The sequence below is a fragment of the Erwinia sp. 2186 genome, assembly GCF_057812255.1.
Genome location: NZ_CM173824.1, coordinates 235821 through 255567, shown reverse-complemented (window position 1 = coordinate 255567; position 19747 = coordinate 235821). Strand labels below are relative to the sequence as shown.

18 protein-coding genes and 1 pseudogene are annotated in these 19747 nt (G+C 57.8%); 9 read left to right on the top strand and 10 right to left on the bottom strand.

Translation table 11 applies throughout. From position 1 onward, the window contains the following. Window positions 1-66 precede the first annotated feature (66 nt). From ACXKZG_RS01155 to ACXKZG_RS01120, 8 genes are all read left to right on the top strand, one after another. On the top strand, window positions 67-1092 hold the full coding sequence (locus ACXKZG_RS01155; protein ID WP_041692153.1) for an SIS domain-containing protein: 1026 nt from the start codon (window positions 67-69) through the stop codon (window positions 1090-1092). Next, window positions 1089-2018, top strand: a complete 930-nt coding sequence (locus ACXKZG_RS01150; protein WP_488875587.1) for an ROK family protein — start codon at window positions 1089-1091, stop codon at window positions 2016-2018. Before ACXKZG_RS01155 ends, ACXKZG_RS01150 begins: the two co-directional genes overlap by 4 nt. A gap of 225 nt (window positions 2019-2243) precedes the next feature. Continuing rightward, entirely contained in the window at window positions 2244-3494 is a 1251-nt protein-coding gene (locus ACXKZG_RS01145) for an extracellular solute-binding protein (protein WP_053141386.1), read from the top strand. Between the two features lie 9 nt (window positions 3495-3503). Further along, window positions 3504-4412 carry a carbohydrate ABC transporter permease gene (locus tag ACXKZG_RS01140; protein WP_488875586.1) on the top strand — a complete coding sequence of 303 codons (909 nt, stop codon included), beginning with the start codon at window positions 3504-3506 and terminating at the stop codon, window positions 4410-4412. Continuing rightward, complete coding sequence (locus ACXKZG_RS01135) at window positions 4402-5241, top strand: carbohydrate ABC transporter permease (RefSeq protein WP_013204335.1); 840 nt, start codon at window positions 4402-4404, stop codon at window positions 5239-5241. The genes ACXKZG_RS01140 and ACXKZG_RS01135 overlap by 11 nt, the downstream gene beginning before the upstream one ends. A 32-nt stretch (window positions 5242-5273) precedes the next feature. Beyond that, a complete protein-coding gene (locus ACXKZG_RS01130; protein WP_488875585.1) occupies window positions 5274-6356 on the top strand; it encodes an ABC transporter ATP-binding protein in 1083 nt (360 codons plus the stop codon). 145 nt (window positions 6357-6501) lie between these two features. Next, complete coding sequence (locus ACXKZG_RS01125) at window positions 6502-7104, top strand: alpha/beta hydrolase (protein ID WP_488875584.1); 603 nt, start codon at window positions 6502-6504, stop codon at window positions 7102-7104. 258 nt (window positions 7105-7362) lie between these two features. After that, entirely contained in the window at window positions 7363-7584 is a 222-nt protein-coding gene (locus ACXKZG_RS01120; protein ID WP_013204338.1) for a YdgH/BhsA/McbA-like domain containing protein, read from the top strand. 61 nt (window positions 7585-7645) lie between these two features. Here the strand turns inward: ACXKZG_RS01120 and kdpD are convergent, their stop codons facing one another. The 9 genes and pseudogenes from kdpD to ACXKZG_RS01075 all read right to left on the bottom strand — a co-directional run bounded on the left by kdpD (window position 7646) and on the right by ACXKZG_RS01075 (window position 18070). After that, window positions 7646-10315, bottom strand: a complete 2670-nt coding sequence (kdpD, locus tag ACXKZG_RS01115) for a two-component system sensor histidine kinase KdpD (RefSeq protein ID WP_346600209.1) — start codon at window positions 10313-10315, stop codon at window positions 7646-7648. 29 nt (window positions 10316-10344) lie between these two features. Further along, a complete protein-coding gene (gene kdpC, locus ACXKZG_RS01110) occupies window positions 10345-10914 on the bottom strand; it encodes a potassium-transporting ATPase subunit KdpC (RefSeq protein ID WP_488875583.1) in 570 nt (189 codons plus the stop codon). A 12-nt stretch (window positions 10915-10926) separates the two neighbouring features. Beyond that, on the bottom strand, window positions 10927-12975 hold the full coding sequence (kdpB, locus tag ACXKZG_RS01105) for a potassium-transporting ATPase subunit KdpB (protein WP_013204341.1): 2049 nt from the start codon (window positions 12973-12975) through the stop codon (window positions 10927-10929). Between the two features lie 18 nt (window positions 12976-12993). Next, window positions 12994-14679 carry a potassium-transporting ATPase subunit KdpA gene (kdpA, locus tag ACXKZG_RS01100; RefSeq protein ID WP_488875582.1) on the bottom strand — a complete coding sequence of 562 codons (1686 nt, stop codon included), beginning with the start codon at window positions 14677-14679 and terminating at the stop codon, window positions 12994-12996. Further along, window positions 14679-14768, bottom strand: a complete 90-nt coding sequence (gene kdpF, locus ACXKZG_RS01095; RefSeq protein WP_082267203.1) for a K(+)-transporting ATPase subunit F — start codon at window positions 14766-14768, stop codon at window positions 14679-14681. Before kdpF ends, kdpA begins: the two co-directional genes overlap by 1 nt. A 122-nt stretch (window positions 14769-14890) precedes the next feature. After that, on the bottom strand, window positions 14891-15175 hold the full coding sequence (gene nadS, locus ACXKZG_RS01090) for a NadS family protein (RefSeq protein ID WP_013204343.1): 285 nt from the start codon (window positions 15173-15175) through the stop codon (window positions 14891-14893). A 1-nt stretch (window position 15176) separates the two neighbouring features. Then, a pseudogene (locus tag ACXKZG_RS01085) lies at window positions 15177-15290 on the bottom strand (type II toxin-antitoxin system RelE/ParE family toxin); the annotation flags it as partial. Between the two features lie 269 nt (window positions 15291-15559). Next, window positions 15560-16789 carry an MFS transporter gene (locus tag ACXKZG_RS01080; RefSeq protein WP_225309871.1) on the bottom strand — a complete coding sequence of 410 codons (1230 nt, stop codon included), beginning with the start codon at window positions 16787-16789 and terminating at the stop codon, window positions 15560-15562. Between the two features lie 375 nt (window positions 16790-17164). Continuing rightward, window positions 17165-18070 carry a GntR family transcriptional regulator gene (locus ACXKZG_RS01075; RefSeq protein ID WP_013204345.1) on the bottom strand — a complete coding sequence of 302 codons (906 nt, stop codon included), beginning with the start codon at window positions 18068-18070 and terminating at the stop codon, window positions 17165-17167. A 136-nt stretch (window positions 18071-18206) separates the two neighbouring features. Between ACXKZG_RS01075 and ACXKZG_RS01070 the strand changes: the two genes are divergently transcribed. Then, a complete protein-coding gene (locus tag ACXKZG_RS01070) occupies window positions 18207-19229 on the top strand; it encodes a zinc-binding alcohol dehydrogenase family protein (protein WP_151036330.1) in 1023 nt (340 codons plus the stop codon). Between the two features lie 49 nt (window positions 19230-19278). Here the strand turns inward: ACXKZG_RS01070 and ACXKZG_RS01065 are convergent, their stop codons facing one another. Then, window positions 19279-19674, bottom strand: coding sequence for a polyketide cyclase (locus ACXKZG_RS01065; protein WP_105760420.1), 396 nt, complete (start codon window positions 19672-19674; stop codon window positions 19279-19281). Between the last annotated feature and the right edge of the window lie 73 nt (window positions 19675-19747).

The following is a 19747-nucleotide window of genomic DNA, read 5'->3' as shown; positions in this document are numbered from 1 at the left end:
CTGCACGAATTCGTGCATATATGTTTAAACACATCAGGAATGTTTACCTTTAAGAGAATAAGACCCATGACGGCATTGTGCTTCAGTGACTACGAAAAAGAGTTAGCGCAGCAGGTCAGCGCCCTTGGCGACCAGCTCGACTATGCCCTGCCGGGCACACTGAATTCACTGGATCTCAACCAGTACGATCGCATTGTGCTGGCCGGAATGGGATCGTCTGATTATGCGTTGATCCCGATCGAACGGGCGCTGATCGCCCAGGGCTTACCGGTGTGGCGGATTGATGCAGGTCGCTTACTTGATATGCCAAAAATGGTCACACCAGGGACCTTATTATGGATAACGTCACAATCCGGGATGAGTGGCGAAGTGGTGGCGGTGCTGGATGCCGTCGCCACGCCGAAAACGCTGATTGGCGTCACCAACGATATCACCAGCCTGCTGGCAAAAAAGGCGGATATCCTGGTTGAACTGAAAAGTGGTGATGAAGCCACCGTCAGTGCCAAAAGCTATCTGAACACCTTAGTCGCCAGCTACCGGACGCTGTACGCCCTGACCGGTCAGGACGAGAAGCCGCTGCTGGCAGAGGTCCGCGCCGTGCTGCCGCAGGTGGCGGGGATCATCGAACAACGCGATCCGGTACAGCAGCTGACCGACCGTTTATTCCGCCATGCTAAACCGCGCGTGGCGCTGGTGGGTATGGGAGCCGATGCTGCCACCGCCTTAACCGGGGCATTGATTATCAAAGAAGCATCAAAAGTGAGTGCAGAAGGCTTTATCGGCGGCGAGTTCCGACATGGCCCGATGGAAACCTCGGGTGAAGGCATGCTGGCCGTGCTGTTTGGCGATGGCAGCGATGTCACGCTGCAAACGCTGGCCACGGATTTGCTGAGCAACGGCACCGAAGTGGTCACCGTTGGGCCGGTGGCCTACGCCCGCAGTCCGCGCTGGGACACGCCAGGAAACTCGCCGTTAACCCGTTTACTCTGCGCTATGCTCTGGGTTCAGCATCTTACCGTTACGCTTGCCCGCGGCAATGGTATGGTGCCAGGTGAATTCCTCTACGGCAAAAAAATAACGGACAAAATATGACAACTTACACACTTCCTCTCCGCGCAGGTATCGATATGGGTGGCACCGGGACACGCATTGTGTTGCTGGACGGTGAACGGGAAGTGGTGTCAGAAACGGTGGCGACGGCCTGGTTTACCACCCTGCCGCAAACGCTGCGGGCCAAGGCGCTGGTCGACAAGATTTGCCGCCTGTTGCCGAACGGCTCTTCGCTGGCAAGTTTAGGCATCGGCGCCAGTGGCCCGGTCAATAACGCCACTGAAATTATTGAGAATAACGACACGCTGGCCTGCTTTTCCTATTACCCGCTGGTGGCGCAATTACGCGAAATGCTGGCGATACCGGTGGCCATTGATAACGATGCGGTGGTGGCCGCGCTGGGCGAATACCATTTAGGCGCAGGCCGCGGCAGCCAGCGCATGATGATGGTGACATTAGGCACCGGCATTGGCGTCGCGCTGCTGGATAACGGCGAACCGTTGCGCAGTTTTGACGGCAAGCATCCGGAAGCCGGGCATATTCCGGTCTCTTCCGAACCGGTGATGTGTTATTGCGGTTTGCAGGGCTGTTGGGAGATGCTCGCTTCGCGCGGTGCCTTGCAGCAGGCGCTGGAAAACGAGCTGCCGGATTTGGTCTGGAATGGCAGCACCCCAGCGGTATTAACCGAAATGAAAGCCGCCAGGCCGAAAGTCGCCGACATTCTGTATAAATATGGTCATACCGTTGGGCGCGGATTAAATACGCTGCTGACGCTGTATGGCCCGGATATTACCGTATTAAGCGGTAGCGCGGCGGCCCTGCTTCCGCTTTATCAATCAGGTCTCGACTCTGCATTGGTCCGCGCAGACGGATATGCGGTAAATAACCATATTACGCATTCTGCCCTTGGCGATGCGGCCGGGGCGTTGGGCGCAGCAATATTGCCGACGCTCAGGGCCACTCGTTAACAGTCCTTAAATTAAATCACCTATTCATCTCTCGATGCGCGGCGGGCGCGTCAGGAACGGCGAGTCAGCCAGCACCATGGGAATCCCGCCAACTGTAAGAAATAAAATAAGAAAGTGCTCGTAATTATCGCCTGGCCCCTTTAGTTTACAAGGGCGCCAGGCGTTTTACCGTTGTTAAAAAAGATTGACCAATCGCTTTTCATTTACTGTAACTGGAGAGTTTGTATGACGCGTCGATTCACCCCCCGTTTGACCGGTTATGTCCTCACCCTGCTGGCACTCAGCGCCTCCGGGATGGCCTCTGCAAAAACCCAAATTAATGCCTTATTTATGTCTCAGGCCGCCTACAGCGAAAGCGATGTGCGTGCCATGACCACTGATTTTGAAAAAGCCCATCCCGACGTCAGCGTTAATCTTGAATTTGTCCCTTATGAAGCGCTGCACGATAAAATCGTCGCCGCACGCGGTGCGGGCAGCAATGGTTATGACGTGGTGTTATTTGACGATATGTGGCCCGCTGAATTCAGCAAATTCAATATGCTGAAAGATATCACCAGTAAAATTACCCCGGATGAAAAGGCGAAAGTCTTTGATGGCGCCTGGAGTACCGTCAGTTGGAATAACAAACAGTGGGGAATGCCGTGGATCCTCGATACCAAATACCTTTATTACAATAAAGCGATGCTGGCGAAAGCCGGAATTAAAGAGCCGCCAAAAACCTGGGCACAGGTGATGGAGCAGTCGCAGATCCTGAAAGAGAAAGGCATCGTGAAATATCCGCTGGTGTGGAGCTGGTCGCAGGCCGAAGCGCTGGTCTGTGATTACACCACGCTGGTTTCCGCTTTCGGTGGTCAATTCTATAAAGATGGCAAGCTGACCTTCAGCGATGCCGGATCGGTTAAAGCCGTCGATTATATGAAAACCTCGCTGGATAAAGGAGTCACTAACCCGAACTCCCGCGAATATCTGGAAGAGGATGTGCGTAAGGTGTTCTCTAACGGCGATGCGGCGTTTGCCCTGAACTGGACCTATATGTACAACATGGCCAACGATCCGAAGCAGAGCAAAGTGGCCGGTGACGTTGGGATTGTGCCCGCACCTTCCGAAAAACCGGGTGCGGTGGCGGCGATGAATGGCTCGATGGGCCTGGGCGTGACCCAGACCAGCAGCCACCCGGATCAGTCCTGGGATTACATTCGCTACCTGACGTCTCAGCCGGTGCAGGATAAATATGCCCGTCTGAGCCTGCCAATCTGGAAATCCTCTTATGACGATCCGGCGGTGCAGAAAGGCCAGGAGCCGTTAATTGCTGCCGCCAAACCGGCGCTGGACGTGATGCTGATGCGCCCAATTACCGCCGATTATTCCCGTCTCTCCAACACCCTGCAGCAACAGCTGCAGCAGGTATTGCAGGGACAGGTCACGCCGGAAGCGGGTATGGCAGCCGTGACGAAAAGCGCTCAGCGTCTGCATTAAGGAGTCGCGATGCTCAGTTTGTCACAACGTGAGCAGCGTCAGGCATGGGTGCTTCTGGCACCCATGCTGATCGTTATGGGGCTGTTGACCGCCTGGCCCCTGCTGCGAACCATCTGGCTCAGCTTTACCGACGCCGCGCTGATCGGCACCGGTGGCGAAATCAATTACGTGGGTATCGAGAACTATCTCTATGCCCTCACCGATCCCGACTTCCTTGCCTCTATCCTGCGTACGCTCTATTTCACCGTGGTGTCGGTGGCGCTGGAAGGCATTATTGGCGTGCTGGTCGCCTTGCTGCTCAATCAAAAGTTTTATGGCCGAAGCGTGCTGCGCGTGCTGGTGATTTTGCCGTGGGCGCTGCCGACCATCGTTAACGCCATGATGTGGCGACTGAATTTCAATCCTGACTACGGCAGCATTAACGCCCTGCTGACCCAGCTGGGCATTATTGACGGCTACCGCAGCTGGCTGGGTTCACCGGATTCCGCACTGAATGCGGTGATGCTGGCGGACGTCTGGAAAAACTACCCGTTGGTCACCCTGATGACGCTGGCCGCAATGCAGTCGATTCCGGAGGATCTGTTTGAAGCCGCCCGGCTGGATGGCGCGTCCGCCTTTCGCCGCTTCCGCGCCATTACCTTCCCGGCCATTGTCGGGCCGCTCAGCGTGGCGCTGATCCTGCGCACCATCGATGCCTTTAAAATCTTCGACATCATCTATGTGATGACGCGCGGTGGGCCAGTCGACACCACCAAAACCCTCAGCTTCTTCGTCTATCAGGAGTCGTTCAGCTATCTCCGTGCCGGCAGCGGTGCGGCCTACGCCATTCTGATGACGCTGATGTGCAGCATCCTGATTGCCCTTTATATGGCGATGCTCTATCGCCAACGCCGCAGGAGCGTAGTCAATGAAGCGTAAACTCCGGCTGGTTCTGCGTTATCTGGCCGCGCTGCTGGTTGCGGTCAGCATCCTTGGCCCGATGCTGTGGCTGTTCCTGATGAGCGTCAGCTCGAATAACGATCTGGCGCGCATTCCACTGGAGTGGTTACCGCGCAAATGGGATTTCAGTCGCTACGCGGCGTTGGTGTCACTTGAGCCCGGTCAGCCGGGGGCGTTATTCCTGCACGCGCTGGGCAACAGTATTCTGGTGGCCACCAGCGCCACGCTGATTTCGCTGCTGTTGGCGATCCCGGCGGCATTCAGCTTTTCCCGCTATCCGGGCCGTGACGGCTGGTTGTTTGGCAGCCTGGCGATTTATATGGTGCCGCCGGTGGCCTTCGTACTGCCGCTCTATTTCGTGCTGCAACAGCTCAATCTGCTGAACACCCACCTTGGCCTGGTGCTGGTTTACTGCTCGCTGATCCTGCCGTTTCTCACCTGGATGCTGAAAAACCAGTTTGATGCCCTGCCAAGGGACATCGAACAGGCGGCCCGTCTGGATGGGCTGCGCTTCTGGCAGGTACTGCTGCGTATCACGCTGCCGCTGGCGAAACCGGTGCTGGGCGCCTCGGCGCTGTTTGGCTGGCTGCTGGCCTGGGATGAATTCTTTTACGCCTTGCTGTTTACCAGCAATATCAGTGCCCAGACGCTGCCCGTGACCATTGCGGGCTTTACCGCAGGCCGCGCCACCGATGACGGGCTGATTGCCGCCGTCGGCATTCTGGCCTCAGTTCCGCCGTTGTTTATTGCTATCTGGCTGCAAAAAAGCCTGGTTAACGGGTTGGCCAGTGGCGGCAGTAAAGGCTAGCCGTCGCCCTTTTATGGAGAGAACGCTGAATTATGGCTCGTGTTGAACTGGTGAAAGTGGCCAAGCGCTACGGTAAACAAACGGTGCTCAGCCCGCTGGATTTAACCATTCCGGACGGCAGCTTTACCGTGCTGGTCGGCCCGTCAGGCTGTGGCAAATCCACGTTGCTCAGGCTGCTGGCCGGACTGGATACGCTGTCAGAAGGGGCAATCCTGCTGGATGCCAAACAGATCAACGATCTGGATCCGGCGGATCGCGATATTGCGATGGTTTTTCAAAGCTACGCGCTCTATCCCCACCTGACGGTGGCGGAAAACCTCGGCTTCCATATGAAGGTCAAGCGGGTCAAACGCGAAGAGCAGGAGAGCAAAATCGCCCGCGTGGCGGAGATCCTCGGCATCAGCAAACTGTTAAACCGCTTTCCCCGTGCGCTGTCTGGCGGCCAGCGCCAGCGCGTGGCAATGGGTCGGGCGATGGTGCGCAACCCGCAGGTTTTCCTGTTTGATGAGCCGCTGTCCAACCTCGATGCCCAGCTGCGCATGGAGCTGCGGGCGGAAATCAAAGCGCTGCATCAGCGATTCAAAACCACCATGGTGTATGTCACGCACGATCAGGTTGAGGCGATGACGCTGGCAGACCAGATAGTGGTGATGCGGGATGGCGTTATCGTCCAGCAGGGCAAACCGCTGGAGATATATGACTTTCCGGTGAACACCTTTGTGGCCCGCTTTATCGGCTCGCCGCCGATGAACCTGCTTGAGGGCCAGCTGGACATCAAGCAAGGTCAACCGGGCGTGCTGTGCAATGGCTTGAGGTTTACCCTGCCTGCGCGCTGGCATGACGCCGCCAGCCGTCAGGGAAACAAACCGGTGCTGGTGGGTGTGCGCGCGCAGGATTTCATCCCCGATCCCGCGTCGGCACAGCCAACCGCCACCGTCAAACTGATCGAAGTGACCGGCGAATCAAGCCTGCTGCACATTGACTGGCAGGGCTTTTCCTTACATGTGCAGTTCGCGGGTCGGGTGGATGCCCAGCCAGAACAGGCCATTGCGCTGGCCATCAACAGTGAAAAAATGCACCTGTTCGATGCGGAGAGCGGCAACCGCCTCAGTTAAACCGATAATGAGCGTTCACTGGATTGTTTCCAAACTGGAAAGAGTTTTTACGATTTTTCCGGGATAATAATCCCGCTAAAACCGGTGTAGCCTTGTGGTCAAAGCAACATCAACATCCGACGACAACAGAAATAACGAGGCTAAGATGGCAACAGGACTGGTAATTTTACTGCACGGCGTTGGCAGCAACGGAGAGGATTTGGCCGGTCTTGGCGCACACTGGTCTGGCGATCTGCCGGGCGTGAGCTTTGCCAGCCCCAATGCCCCTTTCCGTTTTGACCATGGGCCTGGCTATCAGTGGTTCAGCCTGAACGGCATCACGCCGGATAATCGTCCGGCGCGCGTGGAAGCCGCGCGCGACGCCTTCGACCGGCAGCTCAGCGCAATCCTGGCCGAACATCAGATGGAAAATCAGCTGGATAAAGTGGTGCTGGTGGGCTTTTCGCAGGGCTCGATTATGGAGCTGGACGCGATTGTTTCTGGCCGCTGGCCCGTCGCCGGACTGGTCTCTTTCTCCGGTCGCCTCGCCTCACCAACGCCGTATCATCCGGCGGTGAATACGCCGGTGCTGATGATCCATGGTATGGCAGACAGCGTGATCCCTTATGGCGAAACGGAAACCGCCGCCGCCGCACTGCGCGAAGCCGGCGTTACCGTCAGCACCCAATTTGATGCTTCCATTGGCCACACCATTTCCGCCCAGGGCGCACGTTCAGCGGCCGAATTTATCGCCCGCTGCCTGGCTTAAGCCTGCAAAACGGTGTGAATGTGCGCTGGCACAGCGCAGTCTCAACAGCAAAGCTCCTGCGGGAGCTTTTTTATTTCCTTTATATTCATATAGTTAATACATCCCTTCCGCCCGCGCCACCTAATCCCGCATAGAAAGTGTGATTAAGATCGCACTTATTGTTAATCGACTAATAATTACCAGGGTTATTATTACACCCATCGAAGGCACACAGTCTTCACCTGCAAAACATGCAAACCATAAAGAAGGATTTTAACCATGAAAACCATCAAAACACTGTCTGTCGCCGCTATTGCCGCCCTGTCACTGGTTTCTTTCGGTAGCTTCGCTGCCCAGAGCATCTCTGCACACGGTGCAACCCTTGACGGCGCACAGGCCAAAATCGAAGCTCAGGCGAAAGCATCCGGCGCTGATTCTTATAAAATCACCAGTGCCCGTGCAGATAACGGCGTGTATATGACCGCTGAACTGTACAAATAAGGAATGGTGCATAAGGACGTGCCAGAAGAAGCTGCCTCCGGGCGGCTTTTTTTGTGCCTGCTCACTGGTACTCTTCAATCACCGGCGGCTCTTTGACCGGCAGGGTGATAATAAAGCGCGCACCGCCTTCCGCCCGGTTCTCGGCGCGAATTTTGCCCTCGTGAATGCTGACGATGGCCTGACAGATGGCCAGGCCCAGCCCGACGCCCGGCACCGCCGACTCTTTGTTGCCACGCGAAAACTTCTCAAAAATCTGCGTTTCCTGGCCGCCAGGAATCCCCGGCCCGCTGTCCCATACTTCAATTTCCAGTCGCTGCGCCTGCACACCGGCGCGAATGCCTATCTGCGCATCGTCACCGGCATATTTCAGCGCGTTCTCCAGCAGGTTAGTCAGCACCCGCTCCATTAGCGGCCCGTCAACGTGGATCAACAGCATCTCTTGCGGTAACGCCAGCGCCACTTTTCTGTTGCCCAGCGACGGTGCCATCATCTTCAGCGTGCTGCCGATCAACTCTTCCAGCGCCATCCACTCGGCACGCAGGCTAAATCCGCCGGACTGCAGGCGAGCCATATCCAGCAGATTATTGACCAGCCGGATGGTATTCAGCGTTTGCTCGCGCATCTCGCTGGCCTGAATGGCGTGTTTTGAGCCTTCCGTCGCCAGATCCAGCGTCAGGATCTCCGCCTGGCCAAACAGCACCGTCAGCGGCGTGCGCAAATCGTGCGACAACGCCGACAGCAGCGCATTGCGTAGCTGCTCGCGTTCCGCAGCCAGACGGGAAACCGCTTCGCGCTGGCTCAGGGCAATACGCTCCAGCGCGTTGGCAATCAGCACCGTAAAGGTTTCCACCAGCCGCTGCTGTTCCGGGATCATCAGCTGACGCAGATTTAGCGGCTCCAGCACCAGCAGGCCCAGGGTCTCATTACCGCTTTTCAGCGGCAGGATCTGCCAGGGCACACCCGGCAAGGTGTCGGTGCCGGCACCGGCGGGCTGGCCTTTATCGAAGCTCCAGCGCGCGATGGCGTTATCCGGCACGTTGTTCAGCCGCGACTCGCCAACCGCCACCAGTTCGCCCTGCTCGTCCGGCAACAGCAGTTCGCTGCGGGCCTGCAACGTGGTGTCCAGACTTCGCGGTAACGCCTGCGCAATGTCCTGTTGGCTGAGCGCGCGGCTCAGGGTCTTCGCCATCTCATAAAGATGCCGCGCGCGCTGTTCACGGTAACGGGCAACGCGGGCCTGATAGCGCACGCCCGCCGTCAGGTTGCCGACAATCACCCCCACCGCCAGCATCACGCCGAAGGTGACCAGATACTGCACATCCGACACCGCGATGGTGCCGGTCGGCATCACAAACACCAGGTCAAAGGCGACAATATTCAGCACGGTAGCAACGACAGACGGCCAGCGACCATAGCGCAGCGCCACCACCACCACCGCCAGCAGATAGACCATCACCAGGTTCACGGAGTCGACGCCCGGCAGCAGCCAGCGTCCGGCCAGCGTTACCAGCGAACATAAAATCAGGCTGGCCAGGCAACCGCGCAACGGATTTCGCCATTTGTCGCCGCCCGGACGGTTATCGGCCAGCGCGCTGGCCGGTGCCGAAACCGGCTCATCCAGCGCGACAATCACCATATCCAGATCCGGGCCGAGTTTGCCCAGCCGTTCAGCAAAGCTATCGCGCCGCCAGCGGCGGGCAGGCCGGCGACCGAGGATAATTTTGCCGAGGTTATGTTCACGTGCGTAACGCAGCACCGCGTTGGCATCGTCAGGATCGGAGAGCGTGGCGGTTTCCGCCCCCAAATCCTGCGCCAGCTGTAAGGTGCGCAGAATGCCACGGCGTCGGGCTTCAGAAAGCCGGTGCAGCCGGGGCGTTTCAACGTAGACCGCGTGCCAGACGCTATCCAGCCGCGCCGCCAGCCGGGCTGCGGTACGCACCAGTTTTTCGCTGCCGGTGTTATCGCCAATGCACAGCAGGATTGCATCGCGCGTATGCCAGACTTTCTCCCGACCCTGGCTGTCCCGCCAGGCCCGCATCTGATCGTCAACCCGATCGGCGGTGCGGCGCAGCGCCAGTTCACGCAGGGCAAACAGGTTGCCCTTACGAAAGAAGTTTTCAATGGCGCGTTCGGCCCGGTCGCCAATATAGACCTTGCCCTCTTTCAGCCGCTGACGTAAATCGTCGGCTGGCAAATCCACCAGCACCACTTCGTCGGCCGCATCGAAAAAGGGATCCGGCACGGTTTCCCGCACGCGGATCCCGGTCACGCCGCCGACCACATCATTCAGGCTTTCCAGATGCTGAACGTTGACGGTGGTCATCACGTCCATCCCGGCGTCCAGCAGCTCTTCAATATCCTGCCAGCGTTTAGGATGCCGGGAGCCTGGCGCATTGGTGTGCGCCAGTTCGTCCATCAGGATCACCGCCGGATGACGGGCCAGTGCCGCATCCAGATCGAATTCCGGATGGCGGTTTTGTCCGGTCGCCTTGCGCGGCAGAACCGTCAGGCCATCCAGCAGCGCCGCCGTTTCCTCACGCCCATGGGTTTCCACCACGCCGACCAGCACCTCCAGCCCCTGCGCACGCAGGCGACGCGCTTCCTGCAGCATCGCCCAGGTTTTCCCCACCCCGGCACAGGCACCGAAGTAGATTTTCAGCTTGCCGCGCCCGCTTTCCGTCGCCTGCAGCAGCAGGGAATCCGGGTCCGGTCGGTGCAGTTCATCGTTCATGGACGCTCCCTGTTAAAATCAAAAGTCAGTTATTGCAGTGCATCCAGCGCCAGGTTCAGCGTCACCACGTTGACGCCAGGTTCGCCAATAAAGCCGGGGAATGGCGTATGGGTATTATCATCAATCAGCCTTTTCACCTCTTCCAGCGGCAGCTGACGCGCCGCCGCCACGCGCGGTGCCTGCCAGAAGGCCGCTTCCGGTGAAATCTGCGGATCCAGGCCACTGCCCGATGCGGTCACCAAATCGACCGGTACCGCCGCGCTGACCTGCGGATTGGCTTTACGCAATGCCGCCACCCGCTGTTTTACCGCGTCATCGAGCGCCGGGTTGCTGCCCGCCAGGTTGCTGCCCGACGACGCCAGCGGATTATAAGGTGAATCGCCGGTGGCGGAAGGACGGCCCCAAAAATAGTCTGGCTGCGTGAAGTTCTGCCCAATCAACGCCGATCCCTGCGTTTTCCCGTCATTTATCAACAGTGAACCGTTGGCCTGCGACGGGAACCACCACTGGGCCAGCGTGGTGGTGAGTAAAGGATAAATCAGCCCGGTGATTAACGTTAGTAACAGCAGCAAAATCACCGCAGGACGTAATTGACTCATGATGTTCACTCCTTACAACCAACCGGTCAGGGTCAGTAACATATCGATCAGCTTGATGCCGGCAAACGGCACCAGCAGGCCACCAAAACCATAAATCCACAGATTACGACGCAGCAGCGCGGCGGCACTCAGCGGACGGTAACTGACCCCGCGCAACGCCAGCGGGATCAGGAACACAATCACCAGCGCGTTAAAGATTACCGCCGACAAAATGGCGGAGTCCGGCGAGTGCAGGCGCATCACGTTCAGCGCATTCAGCTGCGGGTAGGTCACCGCAAACGCGGCCGGAATGATGGCGAAATACTTGGCCACGTCATTGGCGATACTGAAGGTGGTGAGCGATCCCCGCGTCATCAGCATCTGCTTACCGATATGCACCACTTCCAGCAATTTGGTCGGGTTGGAATCCAGATCCACCATATTGCCCGCTTCTTTCGCCGCCTGGGTGCCCGAGTTCATCGCCACCGCCACGTCCGCCTGCGCCAGCGCCGGGGCATCGTTGGTGCCATCGCCGGTCATCGCCACCAGTCGTCCTTCCGCCTGATACTGACGGATCAGCGCCAGCTTGGCTTCCGGGGTCGCTTCTGACAGAAAATCGTCCACGCCTGCTTCAGCGGCAATCGCCGCCGCCGTCAGCGGGTTATCGCCGGTGATCATGATGGTTTTGATGCCCATTTTGCGCAGCTCGGCAAAACGCTCTTTGATGCCGCCTTTCACAATGTCTTTCAGCGCCACCACGCCCATTACTTTGGCGCCATCGCAGACCACTAACGGCGTGCCGCCGCTGCGAGCCACGTCCTCCACCAGCTTGTTCACTTCTGCCGGGAAGGTGCCGCCATTGCTGTCGATATGGCGGCGAACGGCGTCGACTGCCCCTTTCCGCACCATGCGATCCTGCACGTTAACGCCGCTCATTCGCGTCTGGGCCGAGAACGGAATAAAGGTCGCGCCCATGCTGTTAAGATCGCGCTCGCGCAGGTTAAATTTCTGCTTGGCCAGCACCACAATGCTGCGCCCTTCCGGCGTCTCATCGGCCAGCGACGCCAGCTGTGCTGCGTCGGCCAACTGCTCTTCGCTGACGCCCGGCGCAGGCATAAACTGGGTGGCCTGGCGGTTGCCGAGGGTGATGGTGCCAGTTTTATCCAGCATCAGCACATCGACATCGCCCGCGGCTTCCACCGCACGCCCGCTGGTGGCGATGACGTTAGCGGCCAGCATCCGGCTCATCCCCGCCACGCCAATCGCGGACAGCAGGCCGCCAATGGTGGTCGGTATCAGGCAGACCAGTAGCGCCACCAGCACGGTGATACTGACCGGATTCCCGCCCCAGACCGTGAACGGATAGAGCGTGGCCGTCGCCAGCAGAAAGACGATGGTCAGCGCCACCAGCAGGATGGTCAGCGCAATTTCGTTCGGCGTTTTGCGCCTTGTTGCACCTTCCACCATGGCGATCATCCGGTCGAGGAAGGTTTCGCCAGGGTTAACGCTGCACTGGATCACCAGCCAGTCCGAGAGGATGCGCGTCCCGCCGGTGACCGACGCAAAGTCGCCGCCCGATTCGCGGATCACCGGTGCAGATTCGCCGGTGATCGCGCTCTCATCGACGGATGCGCCGCCTTCCAGCACTTCGCCATCGCAGGGAATGATGTCACCGGCTTCCACCAGCACCACATCGCCTTTGCGCAGCGAATCTGCCGCGACCTGCTGATGTGCCGACCCGTATTTTGCCGCCGCCATTTTTTTGGCATAGCTGGTTTTCTGGATGCCTTTCAGGCTGTTGGCCTGCGCTTTACTGCGCCCTTCGGCCAGCGCTTCGGCAAAGTTTGCGAACAGCACGGTGAACCACAGCCACAGCGAAATCGCCCCGGTAAAGCCGGCGCTGCCCGGCGTTTTGCCTGCCAGCATGGCCAGCGCCAGCAGCGTGGTGAGCACGCTGCCCAGCCAGACAACAAACATCACCGGGTTGCGGAACTGCACGCGCGGGCTCATTTTTTTCAGGGCATCGCCCAGGGCAACCCTTATCAGCGCACCGTCAAACAGCGCCTGTTGATTACGACTCATGATCCTTCTCTCCGGCGATTAATGTGCAAACATGATCAGGTGTTCCGCCACTGGCCCCAGAGCCAGAGCAGGGATAAACGTCAGTGCGCCTACCAGCAGCACCGTGCCAATCAGCAGAGCGATAAACATCACCCCGTGGGTCGGCAGCGTGCCGTTGCCCACCGGCTGCACTTTTTTCATCGCCAGCGATCCGGCAATCGCCATCACCGGAATGATGATGCCAAAGCGGCCAACCAGCATGCAGAACGCCAGCAACAGGTTCCAGAACGGGGTATTGGCGCTCAGGCCGGCAAAGGCACTGCCGTTGTTGTTCGCGGCCGACGACACCGCATACAGCACTTCGCTGAAGCCGTGGATGCCGGGGTTGGCCATGCCGCTGCGTCCGGCGTCGGTCATCATCGCCAGCGCGGTGCCGAGCAGAACCAGCGTCGGCGTGATCAGGATCGCCAGCGCGGTCATTTTCATTTCCCAGACGTCGATTTTTTTGCCGAGGTACTCCGGGGTGCGACCGATCATCAGGCCGGCGATAAACACCGCCAGCAGGACAAACAGCAGCATGCCGTACAGCCCGGCACCGACGCCGCCAAACACCACTTCGCCAATCTGCATCAGCCACATCGGCACCATGCCGCCGAGCGCGGTAAAGGAGTCATGCATCGCGTTGACCGCGCCGCACGAGGCGGCGGTAGTGATCACCGCGAACAGGCTGGAGTTGAGAATGCCAAAGCGGGTTTCTTTGCCTTCCATATTGATGGCGCTGTCGGCACCCAGGCTGAGGAAGTGCGGATTGCCTTTCAGTTCGGCCCACATCACCACCACCACCGCGCCGATAAACATCAGCGACATCGCCCACAGCAGCGCATGGCCCTGACGGCGGTCTTTCACCACATCGCCAAAGGCAAAGCATAAAGCGGCCGGGATCAGGAATATCGCCAGCATCTGCACGACGTTGCTTAACGCGGTCGGGTTTTCAAACGGATGCGCCGAGTTAGCGTTAAAGAAACCGCCGCCGTTGGTGCCAAGCATTTTGATCGCTTCCTGCGAGGCGACCGGACCCATCGGCAGCGTCTGTTTCACCCCTTCCAGCGTGGTGAGATCCAGATAGCCGTTAACGTTTTGCAGCGTGCCCTGGCTGACAAAGAACAGCGCAATCAGCAGGGAAAGCGGCAGCAACACATACAGCGTGATGCGGGTCATATCCCGCCAGGCGTTGCCCAGCGTGCCCAGTGAGCGGTTAGCAAAGCCGCGGATCAGCGCGAAGGCCACCGCAATCCCGGTCGCTGCCGAGAGGAAGTTCTGCACGGTCAGGCCCACCATCTGGCTAAAGTAGCTGAGCGTGCTTTCGCCGGCATAAGCCTGCCAGTTGGTGTTGGTGACAAAGCTGACGGCGGTATTCAGCGCCAGATGCCAACTCAGATTCGGCAGGTGCTGCGGGTTAAGCGGCAGGCTGGCCTGGGTCATCAGCATCACTGTCAGCAGGATCAGGCCGCCGAGGTTAAACAGCAGAATAGCGAGCAAGTAGCTGCGCCAGCTCATGGATTCAGACGCTACGCCGCTGGCACGCCAGAGCAGGCGTTCGAAGCCGGCAACGCCGGCCAGCGGACGATCGTCAATCAGGCGAGCAAGACCGCTACCCAGCGGACGGGCGAGGATCATCAACAGCAGCAGATAGCTGGCGATCAGTAAAAATGCGCTGGCGGCCATCAGAACGCCTCCGCATTAATCAGGGCATATACCAGATAGCCCAACAACAGGAACACCAGCACAATGCCGGTAATTAAGGCCATGCTCACAACACACCTCCAGAGGCGCTTTCGAAGGCCTCTATTGTTGCGAGCGGGGTGCAAAGTTGATGTAAAAATGCAGGGGCGGGGTGTAAAAAAAGTATAAAAAAAGGCTGGGGTGCCTATATTAATTACTGCGAGGCCAGTTCCCGAAAAAATGCGGGATTGGCATGAATAGCGGCCAACACTTTAGCCGCCAGACCGGTGGGATTACGCCTTTTACTTTCCCAGCTTTTAATTGTATCAACGCTGGTACCCAGAGCCCTGGCCATTTCACTTTGCGAAACGTTAAGCTGCTCCCGGATCGCCCTGACATCGGCAATCTCAAAGCGGGTAACATTGCCAGGCGCTTTATCGCCATTCCTGATATCCACAGCCTCTTCTAAAGACGCTTTAAGATCATCAAAAATGTTCATATCACACCTCACTTTTCAATAATTTAGTTAACTTTTTCAGCTGGACTTTTTCCGCATCAGTCAGGCTAACCTTAACGTTTTTCGGATAGGCCATGACAAGATAAATAACCCTTTTTTTGGTTGACTATGTACACCTTTATACCACCAAAGCCGCAGGTAAAAAGCGGCTTTTACCCTGTCAGGATATACGCCCGCGCGCAGTGTAGCGCACAATATCACCTTCCTTGCGTAGCACTTATTTAAACTTAAAACTGGATCTAAATTTTGTGCAAGCGGCTTGAAATCAGGTAGCAACTATCTGCATTTCCCCACAAATAATCATCCTGCCTGGAAATAAAAAAGGCAGCGCCTTTAAAGCGCTGCCTTTATTTACTGACTCAGTCGTTAGTCAACGGCATCGACAATCGGGTCACGGACGATAAACAGGTAAGAGAGCGCGCCGAGTACGGTGACGCAGGCACAGACCATTAACGCCATATTAAACGAGCCGGTTTTATCGAGGATAAAGCCGGTTAAGACCGGGGCGAACGAGGCGAAGATAAAGCTCGCGAAGTTCTGGATGCTGCCGACTGACGCCGTCATACGCGAGGTGACGTTCACGTGGATCAGGCCCCAGCAAGAGGTGCCGGCAAAGTGGATGCAGAACAGCGCCATACCGATCAGCACCACCGCCGCGTAAGTGGTGGTTGCCTGCACCACCACGGCAGTAAAGGCCGCGGAGAACAGCATACCGGCAACGATACAGATTTTACGGGTTTTGACCGGCTGCATGCCGCGGCGCACCAGCGCATCAACCACATAGCCATTCAGTAACATCCCCGCCGCACCGAACAGGAACGGGATCGCCGTCAGCCAGCCGGTCGCTTTCAAATCCAGATGATAGGTGGTTTGCAGGTAGCCTGGCAGCCAGGCCAGATACAGCCACGCGGTGTAGTTGATGCCGCTGAAGCCAATCATCATGCCCCACATGGTGCGGTTCTTGAACAGGCCGCGCCACTCTTTCATGCTCATCGGCTCTTTGCGTGCGACGACGCTGCCGGCTTCCAGATAGTTCACTTCTTCTTTGGTCAGCGTTTTGTTATCGCGGTTGCGGTACAGCATGTACCAGCCGGCAGAGAGGAAGATGCCCAGCAGTCCGATCGTAACGAACATGCCGCGCCAGCCCATGGTCAGCATCATCGCCGCCAGAATCGGTGGACTGATCGCCAGGCCAATCATCGAGGCGGCGTTAAAGAAGCCCATCGGCATCCCGCGCTCTTTGATATTGAACCAGTCGTTGATCACCTTGACGCCGCACGGGTTCATCGGCGCTTCGCCAATCCCCAGGCCAATACGCACCAGAATAAACTGGGTGAAGCTCTGCACCAGCCCGGACAGGGCCTGGAAGCAGGACCAGACGAACATGCCGATCCCCAGCATAATGCGCGGGCCTTTACGGTCCAGCAGCGTGCCGCAAGGCAGCTGAGCGATACCATACGCCAGTGAGAAGGCCGACAACAGCATGCCGATTTCGGTGGCGCTCAGCCCCATATCGCCGCGGATGGTCATGTTAGCCACCGAAAGCGAACTGCGGTCGAGGTAGTTGATCACGGCGGCGAGGAACAGCAGGATCATCGCGGTGGTTTGCACGCGTTTGATGCGCGCTGAACGTACCAGTTTGCCGTGCGCCGGGACGATTTCTACCGTCTCTTTGTCAGAGCCAAGTTGATGGCCGCTGCCAGTCACAATCGGGCTGTTTTCCATAAAGCATTCCCCAGTGTCAGGTGTTCTTGTAATCCGCGCTCGGCGGTGAAGATGTCCTGCTCAGAGTAAATGCCCTGTTAATTACTTGGGGTAATCATGTTGCGGTTCCGTGCTACAGATTGGGCTTTGCCGTTTTTTATTGGTTTTTTATACCTAAGCCCCGGCGCAAAGCGAGATCCCAGTCACTTTATCCGCCCGCACGGAGGTGTGCATAACGCCGTACAGGCATCAACACACCCGGCTTCGTCAGTCGCTGTACTGCTTGATCGAGCGGATCATCGACTGTTTCGCGGTGGTCAGATGGCGGTGTAATTCACAGCTGGCCTCAACGTCATTGCGGCTGATTATCGCGGTGAGGATCGCCATATGCTCCTCCAGCGCGACGATATTGCGCTGCTTTAAATCGCTTTCATCCCACTGATAATGCGAATGGAAAATCACCGAAATGATCTCCAGCGACTGATCAATAAACGGGTTATCCGCCGCGGAGAGGATCAGCTGATGCATTTCGCGATCCAGCTGGGCAAACATCCGGTAACTGCTGGCGATGGTGTCGCGCATCTCCCGGTGGCGGCTGAGCAGGTCACGCGCTTTTATCCAGCGCTCATCATCGGCAGGAAGATTGAGAAAACGGTTCAGGGCGTGCGTCTCCAGCATTTCCCGCAGCTCAAACAGTTTTTCCGCATAACGCCGGTCGAACTTCTTCATCAGCCAGTGGCCGCGACGGGTGCTTTCAATCAGGTTATAGCGGCTGAAGCGCAGCAAAAACTCCCTCACCACCACCGGACTGACCCCCACCTGCTGCGCCAGCTGCAGTTCGGTAAAGCTTTCGCCGGCTGACAAGGTCTTCTGGTTGATCATCTGGAAAAACGCCTGCTCGAACTGGCGGGCCTGTTCATCCAGCGAGGTGCTGACCGCATCAAAGCCGTCGTCCTGGCTGGGCTGACGCACGATCAGATACTGGTCTTCCACCTTATCCAGCACGCCACGTTCATGCAGATGCGCCAGCGTATGGCGAACCGTGGTGCGGCTGACGTTAAACATCTCCGCCAATGCTGCCTGCGGTGGCAACGGCGAGCGGATATGCTGGCTGGCGATGCCTTCCAGCATCTGATTGACCACGTTGTGGCGAAGGTTTTGCGTGCGGCTCATGGCTTCTCCTGATTTTTATCCATTAAAAACCAATTCAGGCCCGATAAAGGCGCGTTCAGTCACAAATCCGGTTGTGCACCCTGCGCGGCGGCCCGGTTTTATTCCATAACTCAGGCCAGACAACGGAGAAAAACCCATGACCATGATGACCACGCTGGTGATCCAGCAGCCGAAAGAGATGTCCTACCAGCAGCGCGCGAAACCCCATGCCGCGCCGGGTGAAGCCCTGCTGAAGATTGTGACTGCCGGCATCTGCGGCACCGATATCCATGCCTGGGCAGGTAATCAGCCCTTCTTCAGTTATCCCCGCGTACTCGGCCACGAGCTGTGCGGTGAGGTTGTGGCGCTGGGTGCCGGCGCACACCGCTTCCGCGTCGGTCAGAAAGTCTCGGTGATCCCTTACCTCTCCTGCGGCAGCTGTGGCGCCTGCGAAAGCGGCAAAACCAACTGCTGCGAGAAAATTTCGGTGATTGGTGTCCATCAGGACGGCGGTTTTTGTGACTACCTCAGCGTGCCGGAAAGTAATCTGCTGGATGTCACCGGCGTCGATGCGGAAGCTGCGGCATTAATCGAACCCTTTGCCATCAGTGCTCATGCCGTTCGCCGTGCGGCGATTCAGCCCGACGAAAGCGTGCTGGTGGTCGGTGCCGGTCCGATCGGGCTGGGCGTGGCCGCCATCGCCAATGCCGCCGGCGCGCGGGTGGTGGTGGCCGATACCAGCCCGTTCCGCCGCTCCCATGTCGAAAAAAATCTGGCGCTGCCGGCGCTGGATGCCGCCGCAGGCGATTTCGAACAGCAGCTGCGGGCACAGTTCTCCGGCCGCCTGCCGGGCAAGGTGATTGATGCCACCGGCAACCCGCACGCCATGAACAACTGCGTCTCGCTGATTGCCCACGGCGGCAGCATCGTGTTTGTCGGTCTGCACAAAGGCGACATCCAGATCCCGGATACCGATTTCCATAAGAAAGAGACCACGCTGATGGGCAGCCGCAATGCCACTCAGGAAGATTTTGAGAAGGTCGCGCAGTTAATGGCCGCAGGCAAAATCAGTGCAGAGATGATGTTGAATAAACGCTTTGCGTTTGCCGATCTGGCGGAGGTGTTTGAAGCGGACGTGATTAACAATCGGGAATTAATCAAAGGTGTGATTCATTTCTGAGAGCATTGCTGACAGCGCGGGGAGAACGGCGGTTCCCCCGCGTTGCCGGTCAGGTGGTTAACAGCGTATGCAGCGCCTGCAAATCCCGCTTTACCCACTCAATATCCTGCGCAAACTTCTCTTCAGACATCAGTGACTGTCGGAACACGGTGATAAACACCGTTGCCCCGGCTTCATTCCCCACCACGCGCATCGGCACATACACTTCCTTGCCAAAACCGCTATCGACGTAATGATCCATCACGCCCCAGGGGTTGTGCTCGGTAAAACGCAGTTTCACCACGCCGTTCGGGCCGTTGGCTTTCCAGTGCGTGCTTTCCCTGACCAGCGATGACTGGCTAAGGCCGGAGGCCCACTTCGGGAAGAATTCGGGTTTCCAGATGGTTTCGTACAGGTCTACCCAGTTACGGGGGATGGTCACATTGACGGTTTGCGATGGCAGCACAGCTCCTCCTGCATCTTTTTAAGCGACAGCAGATTTAAGCACCCGCAGCGGGAGAGAGAAAGCGGCAGAGCGC